Below are 15,324 nucleotides of genomic sequence, written 5' to 3' on the forward strand. Positions count from 1 at the left end.
TCTGCCTGGCGGTGCAGCACCAGTGGTGCTGGCCGGGCGGGCAGTGACCTCATAGGAGCCTGATCGCAGCAGGTCCCGTCACAGTCCCGTCCACCCGGCCGGCCAGCGTCACGAACCCCTGTCGCCCTGGTCTGAGCTGGAGTCCGCGATGTCAAGCATCAGCCCCGACCCGCGTCGACGTCGAGTCGTCATCGGCGTCGACACTCACAAGCACGTCCACGTCGCCGTCGCCCTGGACGACATCGGTGGTCGCCTCGACGCCCGCTCATTCCCCGCCGACCGGGGCGGCTATGAGCAGCTGCTTGACTGGGCCGCCGGCTTCGGCGCCAAGAGGTTGATCTTCGCGATCGAGGGCACCGGCTCCTACGGAGCTGGACTGACCTCCGCCGTCCGCCGGCGGGGTCTCGGGGTCCTCGAGGTCCTGCGCACCGACCGCCGGGATCGGCGGCTGCGCGGCAAGAGTGACACCCTCGACGCCGAGAACGCCGCCCGGTCGGTGCTGGCCGGTAACTCCACCAGCGTCCCGAAGACCAACGACGGCATCGTGGAGATGATCCGCCAGATCAAGGTCGCCAAGGACGTCGCGGTCAAGGCCCGCACCGCCGCGATGATCACCCTCAAAGCGGTGCTGGTCACCGCCAGCCCGGAGCTGCGTGAACCGTTGCAGCCCTTGTCGAAGATGGCCCTGATCGAGCGGTGCGCCGGCCTGCGTCCCGGTCCGGTCACCAGCGTTCTCGCCGCGACAAAGCACACCCTGCGCTCGATCGCCCGCCGGTGGCAGCAGCTCAACGACGAGATCAAGACCCACGAGGCGCTGCTTACTGAGTTGACCGGTCAGCTCGTGCCGCAGTTGGTCGCCGCGTTCGGCGTCGGCGCCGACACCGCTGCGGAGATGCTCATCGTCGCCGGCGACAACATCGACCGAGTCCGCTCAGAACCAGCCTGGGCCCGGCTCTGCGGAGTCGCACCGATCCCCGCCTCCTCCGGCATGACCAACCGACACAGGCTCAACCGCGGCGGTCACCGCCAGGCCAACGCCGCGCTCTACCGCGCCGTCATCGTCCGCATGCAGCACCACGAACCCACCCGCGCCTACGTCGCCCGACGCACAGCCGACGGCAAGACCAAAGCCGAGATCATCCGCTGCCTGAAGCGACTCCTCGCCCGCGAGATCTGGGCCTTGCTCCGCCCTCTCCGCACGACCGCGATCGCCACTTGACAGCTATAGGAGCGTCAACGCGCTCATGGAGAGCTTCTGGTCAACGCTGAAGATCGAACTGGTCTACCGCAACTCCTGGCGGACCCGCGACGAGGCAGAGAACGCGATCTTCACCTATATACGGCTGGTACAACACCCGCCGCATCCAGAAAGACCTCGGCTGGCGATCCCCAGACGAGTACGAAACCGCCTGGCACACCCACCAAGCCCAACAAGACGAGACAGCTATCGTTCAACCTGAGCCAACCGGCGCCAGGTAACCAACCCTCCGGCGAACCGGGGGAACCTCACCCGGCACTCCACCCCAGGAGAGAGACAAAAAGATCAAACCGAAACAGATGGCGAAGGATCAAAATCCTCTGACGGATCGAGGTCAATCCCGGATCCCAAAGATCGGAAACACTTCGCGCGGAGTCCGTTGCTCAACAAACTCAGCATTCTGATTCTCTCCGGAACGTCTCACGCTCGCCGCTATCCGGGTCATCCACGTAATGCCACAGAGAAATATCCCCCCGCCAATTACGTTGAGTCTTCAATTCTAGCGTGGCTTTGGCATCCTTCATCGGCATAGCGACCTCCGCATTGGCTGTCAGGCTGCGCTCAAGACGCAGATTCCCGCTGCCGGACACCTTCTCCATGCTCCCATCAGAATTCCAACCGAATATAGCATCGGTAACCTCAAAAGCACCGGTGCTCTGGATCTGAATCTCGCCACCCTGCGACGACACGAACTTGCCGCATAACGCCCCATGACTCACCGGCGGCCACAAGGTTCGCCCGAACGTGCCGCAGCACGCGATCAGCACAACGGAGAGCCCAACCATCACCAGCAGGCGACTTCTCTTCATCAGGCCTCTTCCCAAATCAGCAGCCTCCGTTGCCTGAGATGACATTGCGGCAGATTACAGGAGGCGGTGGGCCGGTGCGGAAATTGCTAGCTGGGATCTGCTCATGCAGGACGATTGTCTGCTTTTGAGTCGGCAACGCCTCATCGAGCATCTTAGCACCCACGCCGCGGCCATACTTGTCATACCCATCTACGTAGCCGATTACCGGCGGCCTCGTGAGCGAGGCCGCGCTCATTCGGTTCGTAATGGTTATTTCTAGCTTGGCGTCACCCAGGTCGCCAATATCGCTCGCCTTCCAACTAATCTCGTAAGAGCCAACGATAGCGACTTCCAGGTTGGAAGAGGTCGATCCATGGATAAGGTACTCCAAGATGATTCCCAATTCGCCGATCGAATGGTTCAGCCTGCTCCAGTCACCAAGGCTTTTCTTGACGACACCCCTGGTTTCTCCCAAGTACACCCTTTGCGCAATTCCCCCCAAAGCGTCTTGATAGAAAACATCCCGCCTTAGCTGCTCCGCGCAACGTCAGCCCTGCCCAACCCATCCCAGCCGGCCCTCAACGCGACTTCAACAGCGACGGATACCCCGATGTCATGGCCCGCTACAGCCCGAACAAGAACATCTTCCTCTACAAGGGCAACGGAGCCATGTTCAACCCCAGCTACACCACCATCGGATCCGCCTGGTCAGGATTCGACATCATCTTCTCCCCCGGCGACTTCGACGGCGACGGCACCACCGACGTCATCGCCCGCTACACCCCCACCAAGGAGCTCTACCTCTACCGAGGCACCGGAAGAGGAAACTTCAAAACCGGCTACACCGTCATCACCTCCAGCATGGCCGCCTTCGACACCATCTTCTCCCCCGGCGACTTCGACAGCGACGGAGACGCCGACATCATCGCCCGCCACAGCACCACCAAAGAGCTCTACCTCTACCAAGGCCTCGGCGACGGACGAGTCCAAAGCGGCTCCACCGTCATCAGCTCCAGCTTCGCCGCATTCGACAAGATCTTCTCCCCCGGCGACTTCGACGGCGACGGCCACCCCGACATCATCGCCCGCATCAAAACCACCAAAGACCTCTACCTCTACCGAGGAAGCGGCAGCGGACGGATCCTCCCCGGCTACACCACCGTCGGCTTCAACTGGGGCAGCTTCAACCACATCCTCTCCGTCGGCGACTTCAACATGGACGGCAACACCGACGTCATCGGCCGCTACAGCCCCACCGGCGACCTCTACCTCTACCAAGGCAACGGCACCGGCCGATTCAAACCCAGCTACACCATCATCGGATCCAACTGGTCAGCATTCGACCTCATCTTCTAACTGAACTTCGGACCCGGCACGCCCGGTGAGACCGGGCGCGGCCAGACGATCGAGGGGTGGACCACCGAACACGCGGCCACCCCTCGATCGATTCCGTGCCATTCACCAAACGCGCCGACAGACAACCCGGACGGGGCAGGTCCGGAACTACGGATCACGCAGCGGGCTGCGCTCGACACCGCCGTCCGGGAGGGCTTCATCGCGTACAACCCGGCCCGGCGGGTGGAACTACCCCTTAGGAGCGTCCCTTGGCGCGGTTGTAGACCGAGAACAGGGTCGCCGAGTGGGAAGCCATCGGCGAGCGGGTGTCCGTCGCGGTCTGGACACCGGTCAGGCTCGCCGCGTTCCTCGACTACGTCCGCGATGACAACCTATTCGCCCTGTGGTGGCTGATCGCCCTGCGCGGCCTGCGCCGCGGCGAAGCCGCAGGCCTGCGCTGGACCGAGATCGACCTCCAGGCCCGTCAGCCTTCCATCGTGCGGCAACGCACCACCGCCGGATACGACGTCCACGAAGGCCCGCCCAAGTCCGCGACCAGCCGCCGCAGCATCGCCCTCGACCGGGCACACCGGTCCGCATATGCTGCGTCGGCACGCCGACCGGCAACGCCCTACGCGCAGTCCCTCACCGGGACAACAGCTAGTCCGATGAGGTGAAGACGTGCTGGATAAGCGTCATGGACTCGACGACGTCGAGGTGCGGAACCACGACCGCGTGTATCGGACAGGTGATGATGTCGAGCACCGCACCGCCAGGCTGGCATTCCTGTACGTGCACTCGCAGCTCCGTGCCGCACAGGTCGACCTGATTGATGGTCACCTCGAAGCCGCTCGACGGGCGCTCGCCCAGCGCCGCAACCAAGACTAGTTCCTGTCCCCAGCGGACCTCTGTTCGAACAATCGACGGCGTATTCCAGGTGGCGACCCACTCCTCCTCGTTGTCGACAGCGAGGAGTCCGATGGGATGCTGCGGCTGGTGCTCGGAGTAGCTGACGGTGTGCAAGAGGGTACGGAACGGGACTGGTTCGGTCAGGCCGTTGGGCACTCTGCAGACGGTAGCAGTCGCGCACGTAGGCGTCGTTGCTCAAACGTTACCTTCGAATCGCGCGGCGGGTTGCCCAGCAGGCCACCTCCCGCTGGCGCTCGGGGGGGGGGTAACGGGCGGCGCGTCGATCCGGTCGAGCAGCCGACGGTCGAGGCGCGCCAAGGGCTGGGCCTGGCCGCGCAGTTCGCGGACACGATCCGGCGGTGGAGGACCTCCCCACCGCTTGGCTTCCTGTTCGGCCCGGAACCGGCGGAGCTCCTCCGTCCGTGCGGTCGCTTCGGCGGCCCGCTCCCGCAGGGTCTCGATCCACGGGTACGTCCCGGTGCCGTCGAGCAGGTGGTCCCAGATCAGGCCGAGGGCGGCGGCGTGCCGGCCCCGCACTCCCTCGTGCCGCAGCGTCACGCCGTCGGGGCCGGTCGTCAGCCGTACCGTGGTGGGCTCGTCGTCCGGCAGGGTGGTCAGCGGTTCGGGAAAGATCGGTGCGTCGGCCGTGTCCCATGACCACCGGAGGGTTTCTGCGTCGATCCGTTCCAGGTGCACCTGCAGATCACCGACGGGCAGCACGCTCACCGGCAGGCCGACCGGTGCGGGCCGGTGGCGCACCACGGTAACCCGGGCGAGACCCGTGTCGTCCTCGTAGGGGTCGGGCGGCAGCGGCGGCGGGATCGCCGGCCGGGTGGACGGGCGGGGTACGAGGGACAGCATCGCCCACTCGGCGGCCTTCTCCGGTTTCTGCTCCCAGCCGCGACGCTCGGGGCCGGCCAGCACGGTGCGCCACGGTGTCTCCTCGCGCGCCGCCCAGACGTGCAGCTCGTGTTGCTCGGGCGGGTCGTCGTCGGTGCGCACCGTCTCGTGCAGGCGGTGACGGGCGTGCACCCGTACCCGGATCAGCCCGCGCGGGACGGCGACGTCGACGAGGGCCTCCGCGACGCCACCCATCAGGCCGATGACCGACAAACGGCCGCTGGGGCTCCACAGGGTCGCCTCACTGATCGCATCCCAACCGGCGTCGATCTGCGTCGAGGGCTCCGGCAGCACCCGGAGACGTGCCTCGATCGGACCCGTGTGGATCCCGCAGAAGCCGGTGAGCCGACTCGGCCCGCCCACCTGAAGGAGGGTGTCACCGATGGTGTGGATGCCCAGGCCGGTCACGCCGGGCACGGTGGTCACCTCGTACTGGCAGTAGCTGACGTGCAGTCGCGCCCAGCCCGTCATGCGGCGAACTGCCGCAGCACGGTGGGGTCGGTGATCGTGTCGTCGGCGGCAAGCATGATCGCCTTGGACAGGATCGTCGACAACATCGGGTCGTCCTCGAACGGCAGGTGTAGCCGTCCGGTGCCGCCGCGTGCGGGGACGATGCACAGGTAGACGTCGTGGGGCTCCATCATGATGTTGCCCGAGCCGAGGTGGATGCGGTAGCCGCGCAGGTTCCCGCGTACGTGCAGGTATCGGTCCGTGAGGGTGACCCGGTCGGCGATGGCCATGCGGGGGAGCAGCCGGGCCAGGGCGTCGCGACGTACCTGCGCCGACGGGTTCAGCGCGCCGACCGCGGTGCGGTGCCAGTAGTCCCGGAACCGGTCCTCGCCGCGGTCGGCCCACTGCGGGTCGGTGGCGATCGAGGTGACGCCGACGAACAGGTCCACGTCCCGCATCGCCTCGGTGAACACCAGCGGCGGTACGTCCGCGACCGGCGCGGGTTGCCAGGTCGCGCCGTCGGATCGGGCGAAGCGCACCTGGTCGGTCGAGCAGTGGTGGACGTCGTAGTCGCGCGGGTCGTCGGTGTCGACGAGTTGGTGGTGGAAGGACGCCCGCCACGCACCACCGCCGAAGAGCTTGGTGGCTTCGCTGTCGTACCCTCCGTCCCACGTGCCGAGGTAGCCGGCCTGCCAGCCGCGGGCGCGCATGAGCGCGTTCGCCTGGCGGTAGCGCAGGATGTGCGCGGCGAACCGGTTGGAGTAGGAGCCGGTCCGCTCCTCGGCCAGCGTGAGCAGGTAGACCTCACGGAAGGCCTGCTTGAACGGCTGCGTCAGGCCGGTGGCGAGCACCCGTTCCCGCCAGGCGAGGGTCTCGTCCACCGCCGCGTGGATGGGATGCCACAGCCGGACCCGCTCACCACGCGCCGGTCGCCCGTCGAGACCGACGATCGTCCACCCGTCGCCGTCGGTGTGGGGCAGGCCCGCCGACCAGTCGCGTCCGTCGGTGCTGGTCTCCCAGAGCAGCCGCCGCCCGTACGTCCCGGTTATCGGGTGGTCGAGGAAGCGGGACACCCAGTCCGGGTACGCCCAGACGCGGTCCTCGGACAGCAGCGCCTCCACCCGCTGCCGCTCGGCGGTCAGCGTCGCGCTGATGCCCTTCACCATGTCACGTAGCTGCTTCAGCTCGTCGGCGTGCGTCTCCTTGAGCACGGCCGGCACGCCCTTGAGCCCGGTGCCGCCGCGAGTGAAGGTCAGACGCGCCTTCTCGCCCACGACCCGCACCGTCGCCTCGTACGGGCCGACCTCGGTCAGTCGGCTGCCGGTGGAGTCGAGCCCGTGGTCGTCGACGGCGAGCTCCATCACCTCGCTGAGCGACCACCCCCGCGACGCGCCGAGGCGCGCCAGCGCGGACTGCACCCGGGCGCGCACCGCCTTGTTCTTCACCCTCGCCGCGAGCCGTGCCAGGGTCCGCACCGGTGCCTCACCGTCGCGCCCGGCGAGCAGCTGCACGGCCGCGATCGCGGTGCGCTGGGCATGGGGGAAACCGGACGCCTGGCGGGGCGCGGCCGAGGCGGTGGCGGTGACCCGGGCCAGCAGGTCCGTTGCCGCCTCGTCCGACTCTCGCGACAGCGCCCACACCAGGCCACGCAGGAGGCGGTCCGAGTCCTCGTGCACAGAGTGACGGTGGGCGGCGAACGCCTCCAGGACCGCGCGGACGGTTTCCTGTCCATCGGTCGCGGTCGTGAGCCGTTCGTCGAGGACGCGCAGCCACTTCGCCGGCGCCGCCGGCTTGTCGAGCGAGGCGCAGTGCGCCAGCAGCTCGGGCACGCCCGGCGCGGCGAGGACGTCACCCAGGCCGGCGCGCACGAGGGGACCGAACTCGTCGCCGTGGTGCAGCAACCACGACGGCACTCGGCGACCGGTGGCACGGTCGACCGCCTCTCCAATCAGCATGGCGACCCGCCGACGTGGCCCGGCTGCCATGAAGTAGTCCTCGGCGATTTCGTCGAACAGGGCCGAGAGCGCCGGCGCCAGATCCGCCAGGTCCGCGGTAGTCAGACGCACGGCGATCATCGCCGGCAACTCCAGGTGGGCGCCGTTGTCGTAGCCGTGCCCCTGGCCGGCAACCTCCAGACTCCATAGGAGATCCGCCCGGGTCCAGTCGTGCACGCCGTCGGCTAGGCTCCGCAGGACGTCGTTCAGCGCGGACGGGATCGAGCTGGTGGTCGCCTCGAGGTGCACGGCGAGCGCGGCTCGGCGGCGAAGCTCACCCGGCCACGCCTTGGTGGCCGCCCATTCCGGCGTGCGGGTCACCGACGTCGCCCAGAAGTAGGTGTCCGTGGTCCGGAGCAGCGGCCGAACGTGGGCGTCGGCTTCGGCGATTCCGGTTTCCACCCGCCGGCGATCCGGGGCGCTCAGCGCGGGAAGCAGGCGCGTCCAGTCACCCATCTCAGCCACCTACCAGGGGGACGAGTCGCACGAAGGCCACCTCGGGGTCCGCGAGCAGGTCGATCTCCTCGTCGAGATCCTCGACCTGTCGGTCACCCACCAGCAGTACGAAGCCGTTGCGGGCGAAGGCGGCACACGCCGCGTCCGCCTGACGCTCCCAGTCCAGCCGCCGTCCCCGACCGACCCGATAGCCGTTCAACGTCGCCTCCGCGTTGGTCGGCTGCACCAGACCCCGGAAGAGGTCGGCCTGGTCGGCGTTGAACCGCGCCACCTCCTCGCGCACGCGCAACCGGACCAGCTCCCGCGCGGAGATGCGCTCGGGCAGGCCTGCCAACGGCCACTGATCGATCGCCCTGCCCGTCGCTGTCTCGTCCCGAACCGTAACCGTGGCCACCGCGCTGCTCCTTGCCTTGAGGTGAGCGGCATCATGGCACGACAGTCCGACGGAACCGCTGCGGTCATCCGCCCGGGCAGCGGGTGTCACCGCCGCTGTGTTCAACGCAGTGCCCCGGGCGGGCCGGGCGTCGTCGCTGCCGGCGCCGGAGCGAGGGTCCCGGCCGGCGAGCACGGCAACCGAGAGACCACCGCATCACATTGACTGAGCGCGGCCGTGAGGCGTCCCAGCAGCGGTGGTGGCAGAGGGCGGCCGAGTCCGCTCGCGGTCAGCACGTCGAGCAACGTTTGCTGTGCTTCGGGTTCTGGGAACGCCGAGGACGTCAGGATGTCCCGTGCGGCGTACCCGTCTGCGGCCGTGACCGCTGTCTCGACAGCGAGGCGTGCGATGCGCTCCAGGCTGGGGCTGGAAGCGCCGTCGGCTAGTACGGCAGCCGCCGTTTGAGATTCTGCTGGTGACCTGGGGTGGACGCGGGGCGGCCACCGCGTGATCGTCTGTACGTTGTGGACATAACTTCAGATCTTGCGGTGGCCGCGTGCCACAGCCTAGCTGTTGCACGGTGGGAGCGGGTGCTGGCCGAGGTGCTGGGCTGCTTCGCGGGCCGGTTCGGGCGGGTGGAACCGCGCCGGGCGGCCGGACAGTTCGTGACCGGGCTGCTGGCTGACCTTGAGGTCAAGACGTGTTGGCAGTTGGCCGAGCAGGCCGGGCACGCCGGGCCGGATGCGATGCAGCGGTTGTTGTACCGGGCGGTGTGGGACGCCGACGCCGTCCGCGACGACCTGCGGCAGATGATCGCCGGCCGGTTCGGCGGTCCGGACGCGGTCCTGGCCGTCGACGAGACCGGCGATCTGAAGAAGGGCATCCACACGGTCGGGGTGCAGCGCCAGTACACCGGCACGGCAGGGCGGATCGAGAACAGTCAGGTCGGGGTGTTCCTGGGCTACGCCGGCGCCGACGGGCACACCCTGATCGACCGGCGGGTGTATCTGCCAGCGTCGTGGACCGACGACCGCGACCGGTGTGCTGCTGCCGGGGTGCCCGAGGACATCGAGTTCGCCACCAAGTCGGAGTTGGCCGCCGACATGATCACCGCAGCCCTTGACGCCGGGGTGCCGGCCGGGTGGGTGGCTGCGGACGAGGCTTACGGCAACAGCGCCGCCTTCCGCGCTGGCCTGCGCGAACACGAGATCGGTTACGTCCTTGCGGTGTCCCGCAGCCACCTGGTGCCGATCGACGGCAGCAAGACCCGCATCCGCGCCGACCGGATCGCCGCTGACCTGCCCGCCTCGGCGTGGCAGCGCCGCTCAGCCGGCGCCGGATCCAAGGGGCCGCGTTTCTACGACTGGGCCTGGCTCGATGACGTGTGCACCGACGCTGACCCCGACGACGGCGGCCGGCACAGCCTGCTGATCCGCCGCAACATCACCACCGGTGAGCTGGCCTTCTACCGCTGCTGGACCCCGAGACCGGCCACCCTCGTCCAGCTCGTGCGGGTCGCCGGAATCCGCTGGAGCATCGAGGAGAGCTTCCAGGCCGCCAAGAGCCAGGTCGGCCTGGACCAGCACCAGGTCCGCCGCTGGGACTCCTGGCACCGATTCACCACCCTCGCCCTGGCCGCCCTCGCCGTGCTGACAATCAGCGCCGCTGACGCCACCCACGACGAGCCCACCGACACGGGACTGATCACGCTGACCGTCAACGAGGTCCGCCGCCTGATCAACGCCTGCCTCATCCGCCCGATCACCGACCTCGCCCATCGTTTGCACTGGTCAGGCTGGCGACGACGGCATCAAGCCCGAGCCCGACGAGCCCACTACACACGCCGGCTCAACCTCGAACTTCAACCATGATCCCAAACGGCGGCTGCCGTACTAGTTCGACGATGGACAGGGCGAGGCGAGTGCGGAACACGACCAGCGAAGGATCCCTGCTCACCTTCTGATAGCGCGCCGTCATCAGGTCGACGTCCTCGGTGCGTGCCGGTCCGTCTGGGTGGGACATTGTGGTGAGGCAGGCCGCCACGGCGGCTTCCCAGGGCTCGCCGGGTTGGGTCGTGTCGATCATCTGTTGGGCGGCGGCGTGTTGCCCGCGGTGGATGCGGGCGATGATGGCGGCTTGGCGTCCGTCGAGCATCCGGTTGCCGATGCCGTGGTGGTGCTGGAGGTGTTCTTCGGCGTCGTCCCAGCGGCCGGCGCTGGTCAGCGCGCGGGTGCCGTCTGCCAGGTGGACGCTCCAGAGCCATTGGGTGAGGTCGCGGTGGGCTTCTTCGGTGGGGGTGAGCGCGGCGGCGGGGAGAGGGATGCCGTCGATGGTGGTGTCGGTTCGGTGGGCGATGGCGTGGTAGAGCTCGGTGAGGAGTGTGAGGCCGTCGTCGTGTTCGCCGGCTCGGATGTGCAGGCGGGCGAGGTTGACCAGGGATTCGATGACGTGGCGGCCGGGGGTGGTGGTCAGGTCTGGGCGGTCGAGCCATGCTTGGGCGTGGCGGTGGCACCACTGGCGGGCGAGGTCGGTTTGGCCGCAGTCGGAGGCGATGAGGGCGGCCTGGTTGTAGACGCGGGCGGCGGCGGTCAGGTCGTTGTCGTGCTGTGCCCTGGCCGCGAGGTCGGCCAGGGCGCCGATCCTCGCGGGCAGGGCGGTGCACAGCGGCCGTGACCGGGCGACGAGGGGGAAGCGGTGTGCTGTCGTCCCGGCGAGCATGGCCCTATTCCCAGATGACGGTGACGGGTGGTGCGGGCGGTCGATGACGAAGCGTCCCTTGTCGGGGGCGTGCTCGCCGGCGCGTCCGATCGGGATTTCGAAGCGCACGCTGCGGGAGCGGTACTCGCGGTCCCACCGTGCGGCTTCCTCGGCCGTGATGTCGGCCAGGGCGATGCCGTCGGGGCCGTGGCCGATGAGGCCGATCTCGTAGCGCTTCTGCCCGTCGACGGGTTCGGCGGGGCGCAGGGTGAGGTAGGCGAGGCTGGGGCCTTCGACGGTGGCCATGGCGCCCCACTGCGGGTGCATGGGGGTGACCTGGCCTCGGTCGATCGCGGCGCGGTCGGTGGTCATCCGCAGGTTCGAGTTAGGTAGGCGCAGCGCGAGCCACAGCTCGATCCACTCGTACGGCACCATCGGCGGGAAGATCACGCCGGTCCACTGGGTGTGCGCGGGGGTGTCGAGGACGCCGGCGAGCAGGGCGCCGTCGACGGTCTGGTCCTTGTTGACGACCAGGGCGACGTCCTGCTGCTCGTTGATCGCGACGATGCGGCGGGCGTCGTCGAGGCTGCCGCGCAGGGGCATGAACACGGCGAGTTGACTGTCGACGCTGGTGAGGCCGTCGGGAGTGCGGGTGAAGGCGATGGAGCGCGACGTGGCGCCGCGCAGCCGCAGCGGCACCACCATCCGCCCGGCGGGGGCGAGCTGGCCGACAAAGGCCGCGCGGACCACGTCGAAGTCGGCCAGCAGGGGCCGTCGGCCGGGTTCCAGCCGGCCGGTGATGGCGGCGGTGCGGCGCAGCGTGTCGCCGGCGATCGTGGCGTCCAGGACGTTCAGGCTCGCCTGGTAGGCGCCGGGAATCTGCTCGGCGACGGTGGCCATGGCCACCGCGAGGGCGGGGGCGCCGTAGTTGAGGTGGCTGTCCGCCCCGGACGTCACGGTGTGGCCGGCGGCGTAGGTGAGCCAGTCGTGTACGCGGCTCCACGGTGCCACGCCGACGGCGGCGAGTTCGGCGTGCAGCAGCACGATCCCGGGCGCGCCGTGGGCCAGGTGGTGCGGCCACCACGCCCGCCCGCCTGCCAGGGTGGGCGCGACGGCGGGATCGGCCAGTTCCCGGGCCACCGTGTCGGCGACGTGCAGAATCGGGTGGTCGCTGGCCTTGGCTGTTTCTCCTGTCACCGGGCCGCCGTCCGCGATGATCTCCGGCAGCCGCTCGTCGCCGTGAAGACGCGGTTGCGGGGTCATGAGGTCAGTAGTCGACGGACCGGCTGTGGGGCATCTGCCGGGCTGGCGGGGTCGGTTGGTGCCGGTCATGGCCGCTGCGTGCGGTGTCGGGCCGACCAGGCGAGGGCGGCGGCGCGGGCCAGGTGCTGGCAGACCGGTTCGTCGTTGAAGTCGACGCCGTGGGCGCGGATGTAGTGCCCGTGCAGGACGTGTCGTAGTGCGTCGTCGGGGTCGACGCCGTCGGTGTCCGGGCCGCCGCCGGTGAGCAGCCGCCGCCAGTTGGCGAGGGCGGTGTTCCGGGCCGCCCAGGCGCTGATGATCGCCGGGCCGGCGGGGGTGGCGCGCAGCGCCGCCCAGTCGCCGTCCGGATTGCTCAGGCGCACGGCCTCGCGGTAGACCGGCCGGGGCGTCGGCTCGGTCGGGGCGGCGGCGGGCAGACGCTCGATCAGCCACCGCATGCCGGCCGTGGTGCCGCCGAGGTAGGCGATGGCGATGGCGATGGTGTAAGCGGCGATCAGTGCCTGGCGGTGCGGCCGGTCCGGTTGGTGCAGCTGGGCGGGCACGGCGCGGGAGTCGGCGGTGAACACCTGCTCGGCCGCGCGCAGCACCGGCCCGGCGCCCCACCGGCCGGGTTCCGGGTAGGAGGTCGGGTAGCGGATCTCGCGGAGCAGCCCGTCGCGGTGCAGCGCCGCCGCCCACCTGCTGATCCGGGCCGCCGTGTCGCCGAAGGCGTCGGGGTGGGACAGGCGGATCCGCAGGCGCAGGTGCGGGTCGAAACGGTCCGCGTCGCGGTAGCGCAGGAACCACCAGGGCGGCTCGGTGCCGAAGCCGGCCAGCAGCCGCGGGAGGTGCTCGGTGAGGATCACGTCTTGGCGGCGCAGGTCACCGAACAGCTGCGCGTACACGGTCGTGGAGATGCCGGGCACGTCGCCGTGATCACGGCCGATCAGCCGCGCCACGGTGGGAGCGGGAAGCCGGGGCCACGGCGGCGGTGCGGCGGCGCGCAGCGGGATGATGACCTCGTGGGGCCGGCCGCCGCACCATCCTGTTCCCGCCGGGTCCACGACCTCGGTGAGCACCGCGTGGCCCGCCACCTCCAGGTGCCGGCGCAGCACCGCCCGAGGGCCGGGCTCGGTGAGGTCCAGGAACAGCCGCTTGTCGTCCACGACGAGCCGGACCTGGCCGGGCATCCGTCGCCGCTGCCGCCACGACGCCAGCCCGGCATCCCACGCCGCGCCCGTACCGTGCGGGTCGGGCAGCTCGCCTGCGGTGAGCCGCCAGGCGGCCGGCGCCAGGATCACGCGGCCGTAGCGCAGCCGCGGCCGGTACGGCAGCGTCGCCGCCGCACCCCAGCGGATCCCGGTGACCTGCGCGCACTGCGCCCGGGCCAGCTCGATCAGGAACCGGGCCAGCCCCGGCGTGTGGGTACGCAGGTTCAGCGCGTGCAGGGCGCTCACCTCGATCCGCCGGCCCAGCCGGGGCACGGCCAGGAACAGCCGCCGCCCGTCACACCCGACCGCGACGTCGCGCACCGTCAGCACCTTCTCGGCCGCCGGCCGGTGCTCGGCGAGGCTGAGCACCATCGGCAGGGCCTGCGGCGCCCGGGTCACATGGGCGGTCGCCGGATCCAGCGGCGGGAAGGACACCTGCACCAGCGCGGTGTCCGCATCGCAGGCGGGCAGCGAGGCCAGCGCCGCCAGGTGCCCGGCCGCGTGCTCGGGTTCCAGCACGGGCAGGAACCGGCCGGTCAACCCGCCGACGTTACGCGAGATCTGCACCGCTTCCAGGGTGTAGCGGCCCTGGCGTAGACCCTGCGGGCTGGCGGCGTTGACCCGCACCGCCATCTCCAGGTGCGACGGCAGCCGCGGTGGGCGTGGGCCGGCGTCGAGCCGGTCGATCAGCGCCTCGTCGAGCACGATCTCGTCCCGGCCGTCGAGCACCGCGTCCTGCACCAGCGCCAGCAGCAGCTCGTCGCGCGGCTTCAGCTTCGCCGGCGGCGGCTCCACCAGCGTTCCCGGATAGCCGGCGGGAAACCCGATACCACTGTCCGGGTCGACGACCTCCAGCAGCGGCACCAGCGACCCGATGCCGTAGCGCTCGTAGAACATCCGGTGGTAGTCCCGCCACGCGGCCGTGCCGTAGGGGTACTCGCTCAGCCGCGCGAAGACCACCGCCGCGCGCCGCACCTCGGCGGCCACGGACGTCGGCAGCACGAACTCGGCGTCCAAACGCAGGTCAAGCGCGACGGGATGGCCCGCGTATGCCTGTGTCCGGCGCATCGCCGCGGTGAGGCGGTCGCGGAGCGCCGGCTGCCCGGCTGCCGCAGCGTCGTTGTGTTCGCGCAGCAGCGCGGCGACCGCGCGCAGCCGCCCGATCAGGCTGGCAAGGCCGCCGTCGTCGCTGTCGTCGGTCGGGCTGATGCCGGCGGCATCACCCGCCCGCCCGTCGTCGACGATCGCCACGGCCGGTGACCTGTCGCCGGTGATGCCGGCGGCATCATCGAGGGCCCGGAGAAGGTGGCCGAGAGCGTCCAGGTTCGTGGACGGCGCGTGCAGGTTGGTGATCAACGCCCGGCGGGCCACCAGGGTCGACACCATCGCCTCGATCGGCGGCCGGCCGGTCATCCGCAGCACGTACCGCAGCACCGCCAGCATCGTGCGCCGTACCTTCCGGCCGTCATGGAACTCGGGGCCGCAGCAGACGCGGACCGCCTCCGCCAGAGCGGGGCTGGCGTGGCTGATGGCCTCAGCGACAGCTGGCGTCGACCACACCCGACGCAGCCATGCCTGCCCGGCCGCCACGTCGTTGCCCGCCGGTCCGCTCGCTGGCCATGGCGGCAGCGGCAACTGCGGGTGAGCGCACGCCCTGACCAGGACAGGACCCGCCACGTCGAACGCTGTGGACGACAGTGACATCCGCACG

The 15,324-nt window shown here is 69.7% G+C and carries 13 protein-coding genes; 5 read left to right on the forward strand and 8 right to left on the reverse strand.

All coding sequences use genetic code 11. From position 1 onward, the window contains the following. The first annotated feature begins 148 nt into the window (after window positions 1-148). Together KSK32_RS10515 and KSK32_RS34940 are read left to right on the forward strand one after the other, a co-directional pair. Entirely contained in the window at window positions 149-1,219 is a 1,071-nt protein-coding gene (locus KSK32_RS10515) for an IS110 family transposase (protein ID WP_216930775.1), read from the forward strand. 25 nt (window positions 1,220-1,244) lie between these two features. Then, window positions 1,245-1,460, forward strand: coding sequence for an IS3 family transposase (locus tag KSK32_RS34940; protein WP_216930776.1), 216 nt, complete (start codon window positions 1,245-1,247; stop codon window positions 1,458-1,460). 190 nt (window positions 1,461-1,650) lie between these two features. Here the strand turns inward: KSK32_RS34940 and KSK32_RS10525 are convergent, their stop codons facing one another. Together KSK32_RS10525 and KSK32_RS10530 are read right to left on the reverse strand one after the other, a co-directional pair. Next, on the reverse strand, window positions 1,651-2,112 hold the full coding sequence (locus tag KSK32_RS10525) for a hypothetical protein (protein ID WP_216930778.1): 462 nt from the start codon (window positions 2,110-2,112) through the stop codon (window positions 1,651-1,653). Next, on the reverse strand, window positions 2,084-2,521 hold the full coding sequence (locus tag KSK32_RS10530; RefSeq protein WP_216930780.1) for a hypothetical protein: 438 nt from the start codon (window positions 2,519-2,521) through the stop codon (window positions 2,084-2,086). Before KSK32_RS10530 ends, KSK32_RS10525 begins: the two co-directional genes overlap by 29 nt. 89 nt (window positions 2,522-2,610) lie before the next feature. Here KSK32_RS10530 and KSK32_RS10535 point away from each other — a divergent pair, with 89 nt between their 5' ends. Both KSK32_RS10535 and KSK32_RS10540 read left to right on the forward strand, forming a co-directional pair. After that, the gene (locus tag KSK32_RS10535) at window positions 2,611-3,402 is read left to right on the forward strand and encodes a VCBS repeat-containing protein (RefSeq protein ID WP_289256643.1); all 792 of its coding nucleotides are present in this window, start codon (window positions 2,611-2,613) and stop codon (window positions 3,400-3,402) included. A 305-nt stretch (window positions 3,403-3,707) separates the two neighbouring features. Further along, window positions 3,708-4,058 carry a hypothetical protein gene (locus tag KSK32_RS10540; RefSeq protein WP_254187005.1) on the forward strand — a complete coding sequence of 117 codons (351 nt, stop codon included), beginning with the start codon at window positions 3,708-3,710 and terminating at the stop codon, window positions 4,056-4,058. Here the strand turns inward: KSK32_RS10540 and KSK32_RS34530 are convergent. From KSK32_RS34530 to KSK32_RS10560, 4 genes are read right to left on the reverse strand one after another with little or no spacing between them, the layout of a single operon-like run. Next, the gene (locus KSK32_RS34530; protein ID WP_216930784.1) at window positions 4,042-4,446 is read right to left on the reverse strand and encodes a protease complex subunit PrcB family protein; all 405 of its coding nucleotides are present in this window, start codon (window positions 4,444-4,446) and stop codon (window positions 4,042-4,044) included. The two genes, KSK32_RS10540 and KSK32_RS34530, sit on opposite strands and share 17 nt — an antisense overlap. A 39-nt stretch (window positions 4,447-4,485) precedes the next feature. Beyond that, entirely contained in the window at window positions 4,486-5,661 is a 1,176-nt protein-coding gene (locus KSK32_RS10550; RefSeq protein ID WP_216930786.1) for a hypothetical protein, read from the reverse strand. Continuing rightward, entirely contained in the window at window positions 5,658-8,090 is a 2,433-nt protein-coding gene (locus tag KSK32_RS10555) for a DUF4132 domain-containing protein (protein WP_216930788.1), read from the reverse strand. The genes KSK32_RS10550 and KSK32_RS10555 overlap by 4 nt, the downstream gene beginning before the upstream one ends. Window position 8,091: 1 nt before the next feature. Next, on the reverse strand, window positions 8,092-8,424 hold the full coding sequence (locus tag KSK32_RS10560) for a hypothetical protein (protein WP_254187006.1): 333 nt from the start codon (window positions 8,422-8,424) through the stop codon (window positions 8,092-8,094). 644 nt (window positions 8,425-9,068) lie between these two features. On the opposite strand from KSK32_RS10560, the gene KSK32_RS10565 reads away from it, so the two are divergent. After that, on the forward strand, window positions 9,069-10,334 hold the full coding sequence (locus KSK32_RS10565; protein ID WP_216927931.1) for an IS701 family transposase: 1,266 nt from the start codon (window positions 9,069-9,071) through the stop codon (window positions 10,332-10,334). Here the strand turns inward: KSK32_RS10565 and KSK32_RS10570 are convergent. Next, complete coding sequence (locus KSK32_RS10570; RefSeq protein ID WP_216930792.1) at window positions 10,312-12,423, reverse strand: hypothetical protein; 2,112 nt, start codon at window positions 12,421-12,423, stop codon at window positions 10,312-10,314. The genes KSK32_RS10565 and KSK32_RS10570 overlap by 23 nt on opposite strands. 65 nt (window positions 12,424-12,488) lie before the next feature. Beyond that, entirely contained in the window at window positions 12,489-15,317 is a 2,829-nt protein-coding gene (locus tag KSK32_RS10575) for a lantibiotic dehydratase (RefSeq protein ID WP_254187778.1), read from the reverse strand. Window positions 15,318-15,324 lie beyond the last annotated feature (7 nt).

The organism is Micromonospora sp. WMMB482 (genome assembly GCF_019038635.1).
GTDB lineage: Bacteria > Actinomycetota > Actinomycetes > Mycobacteriales > Micromonosporaceae > Micromonospora > Micromonospora marina.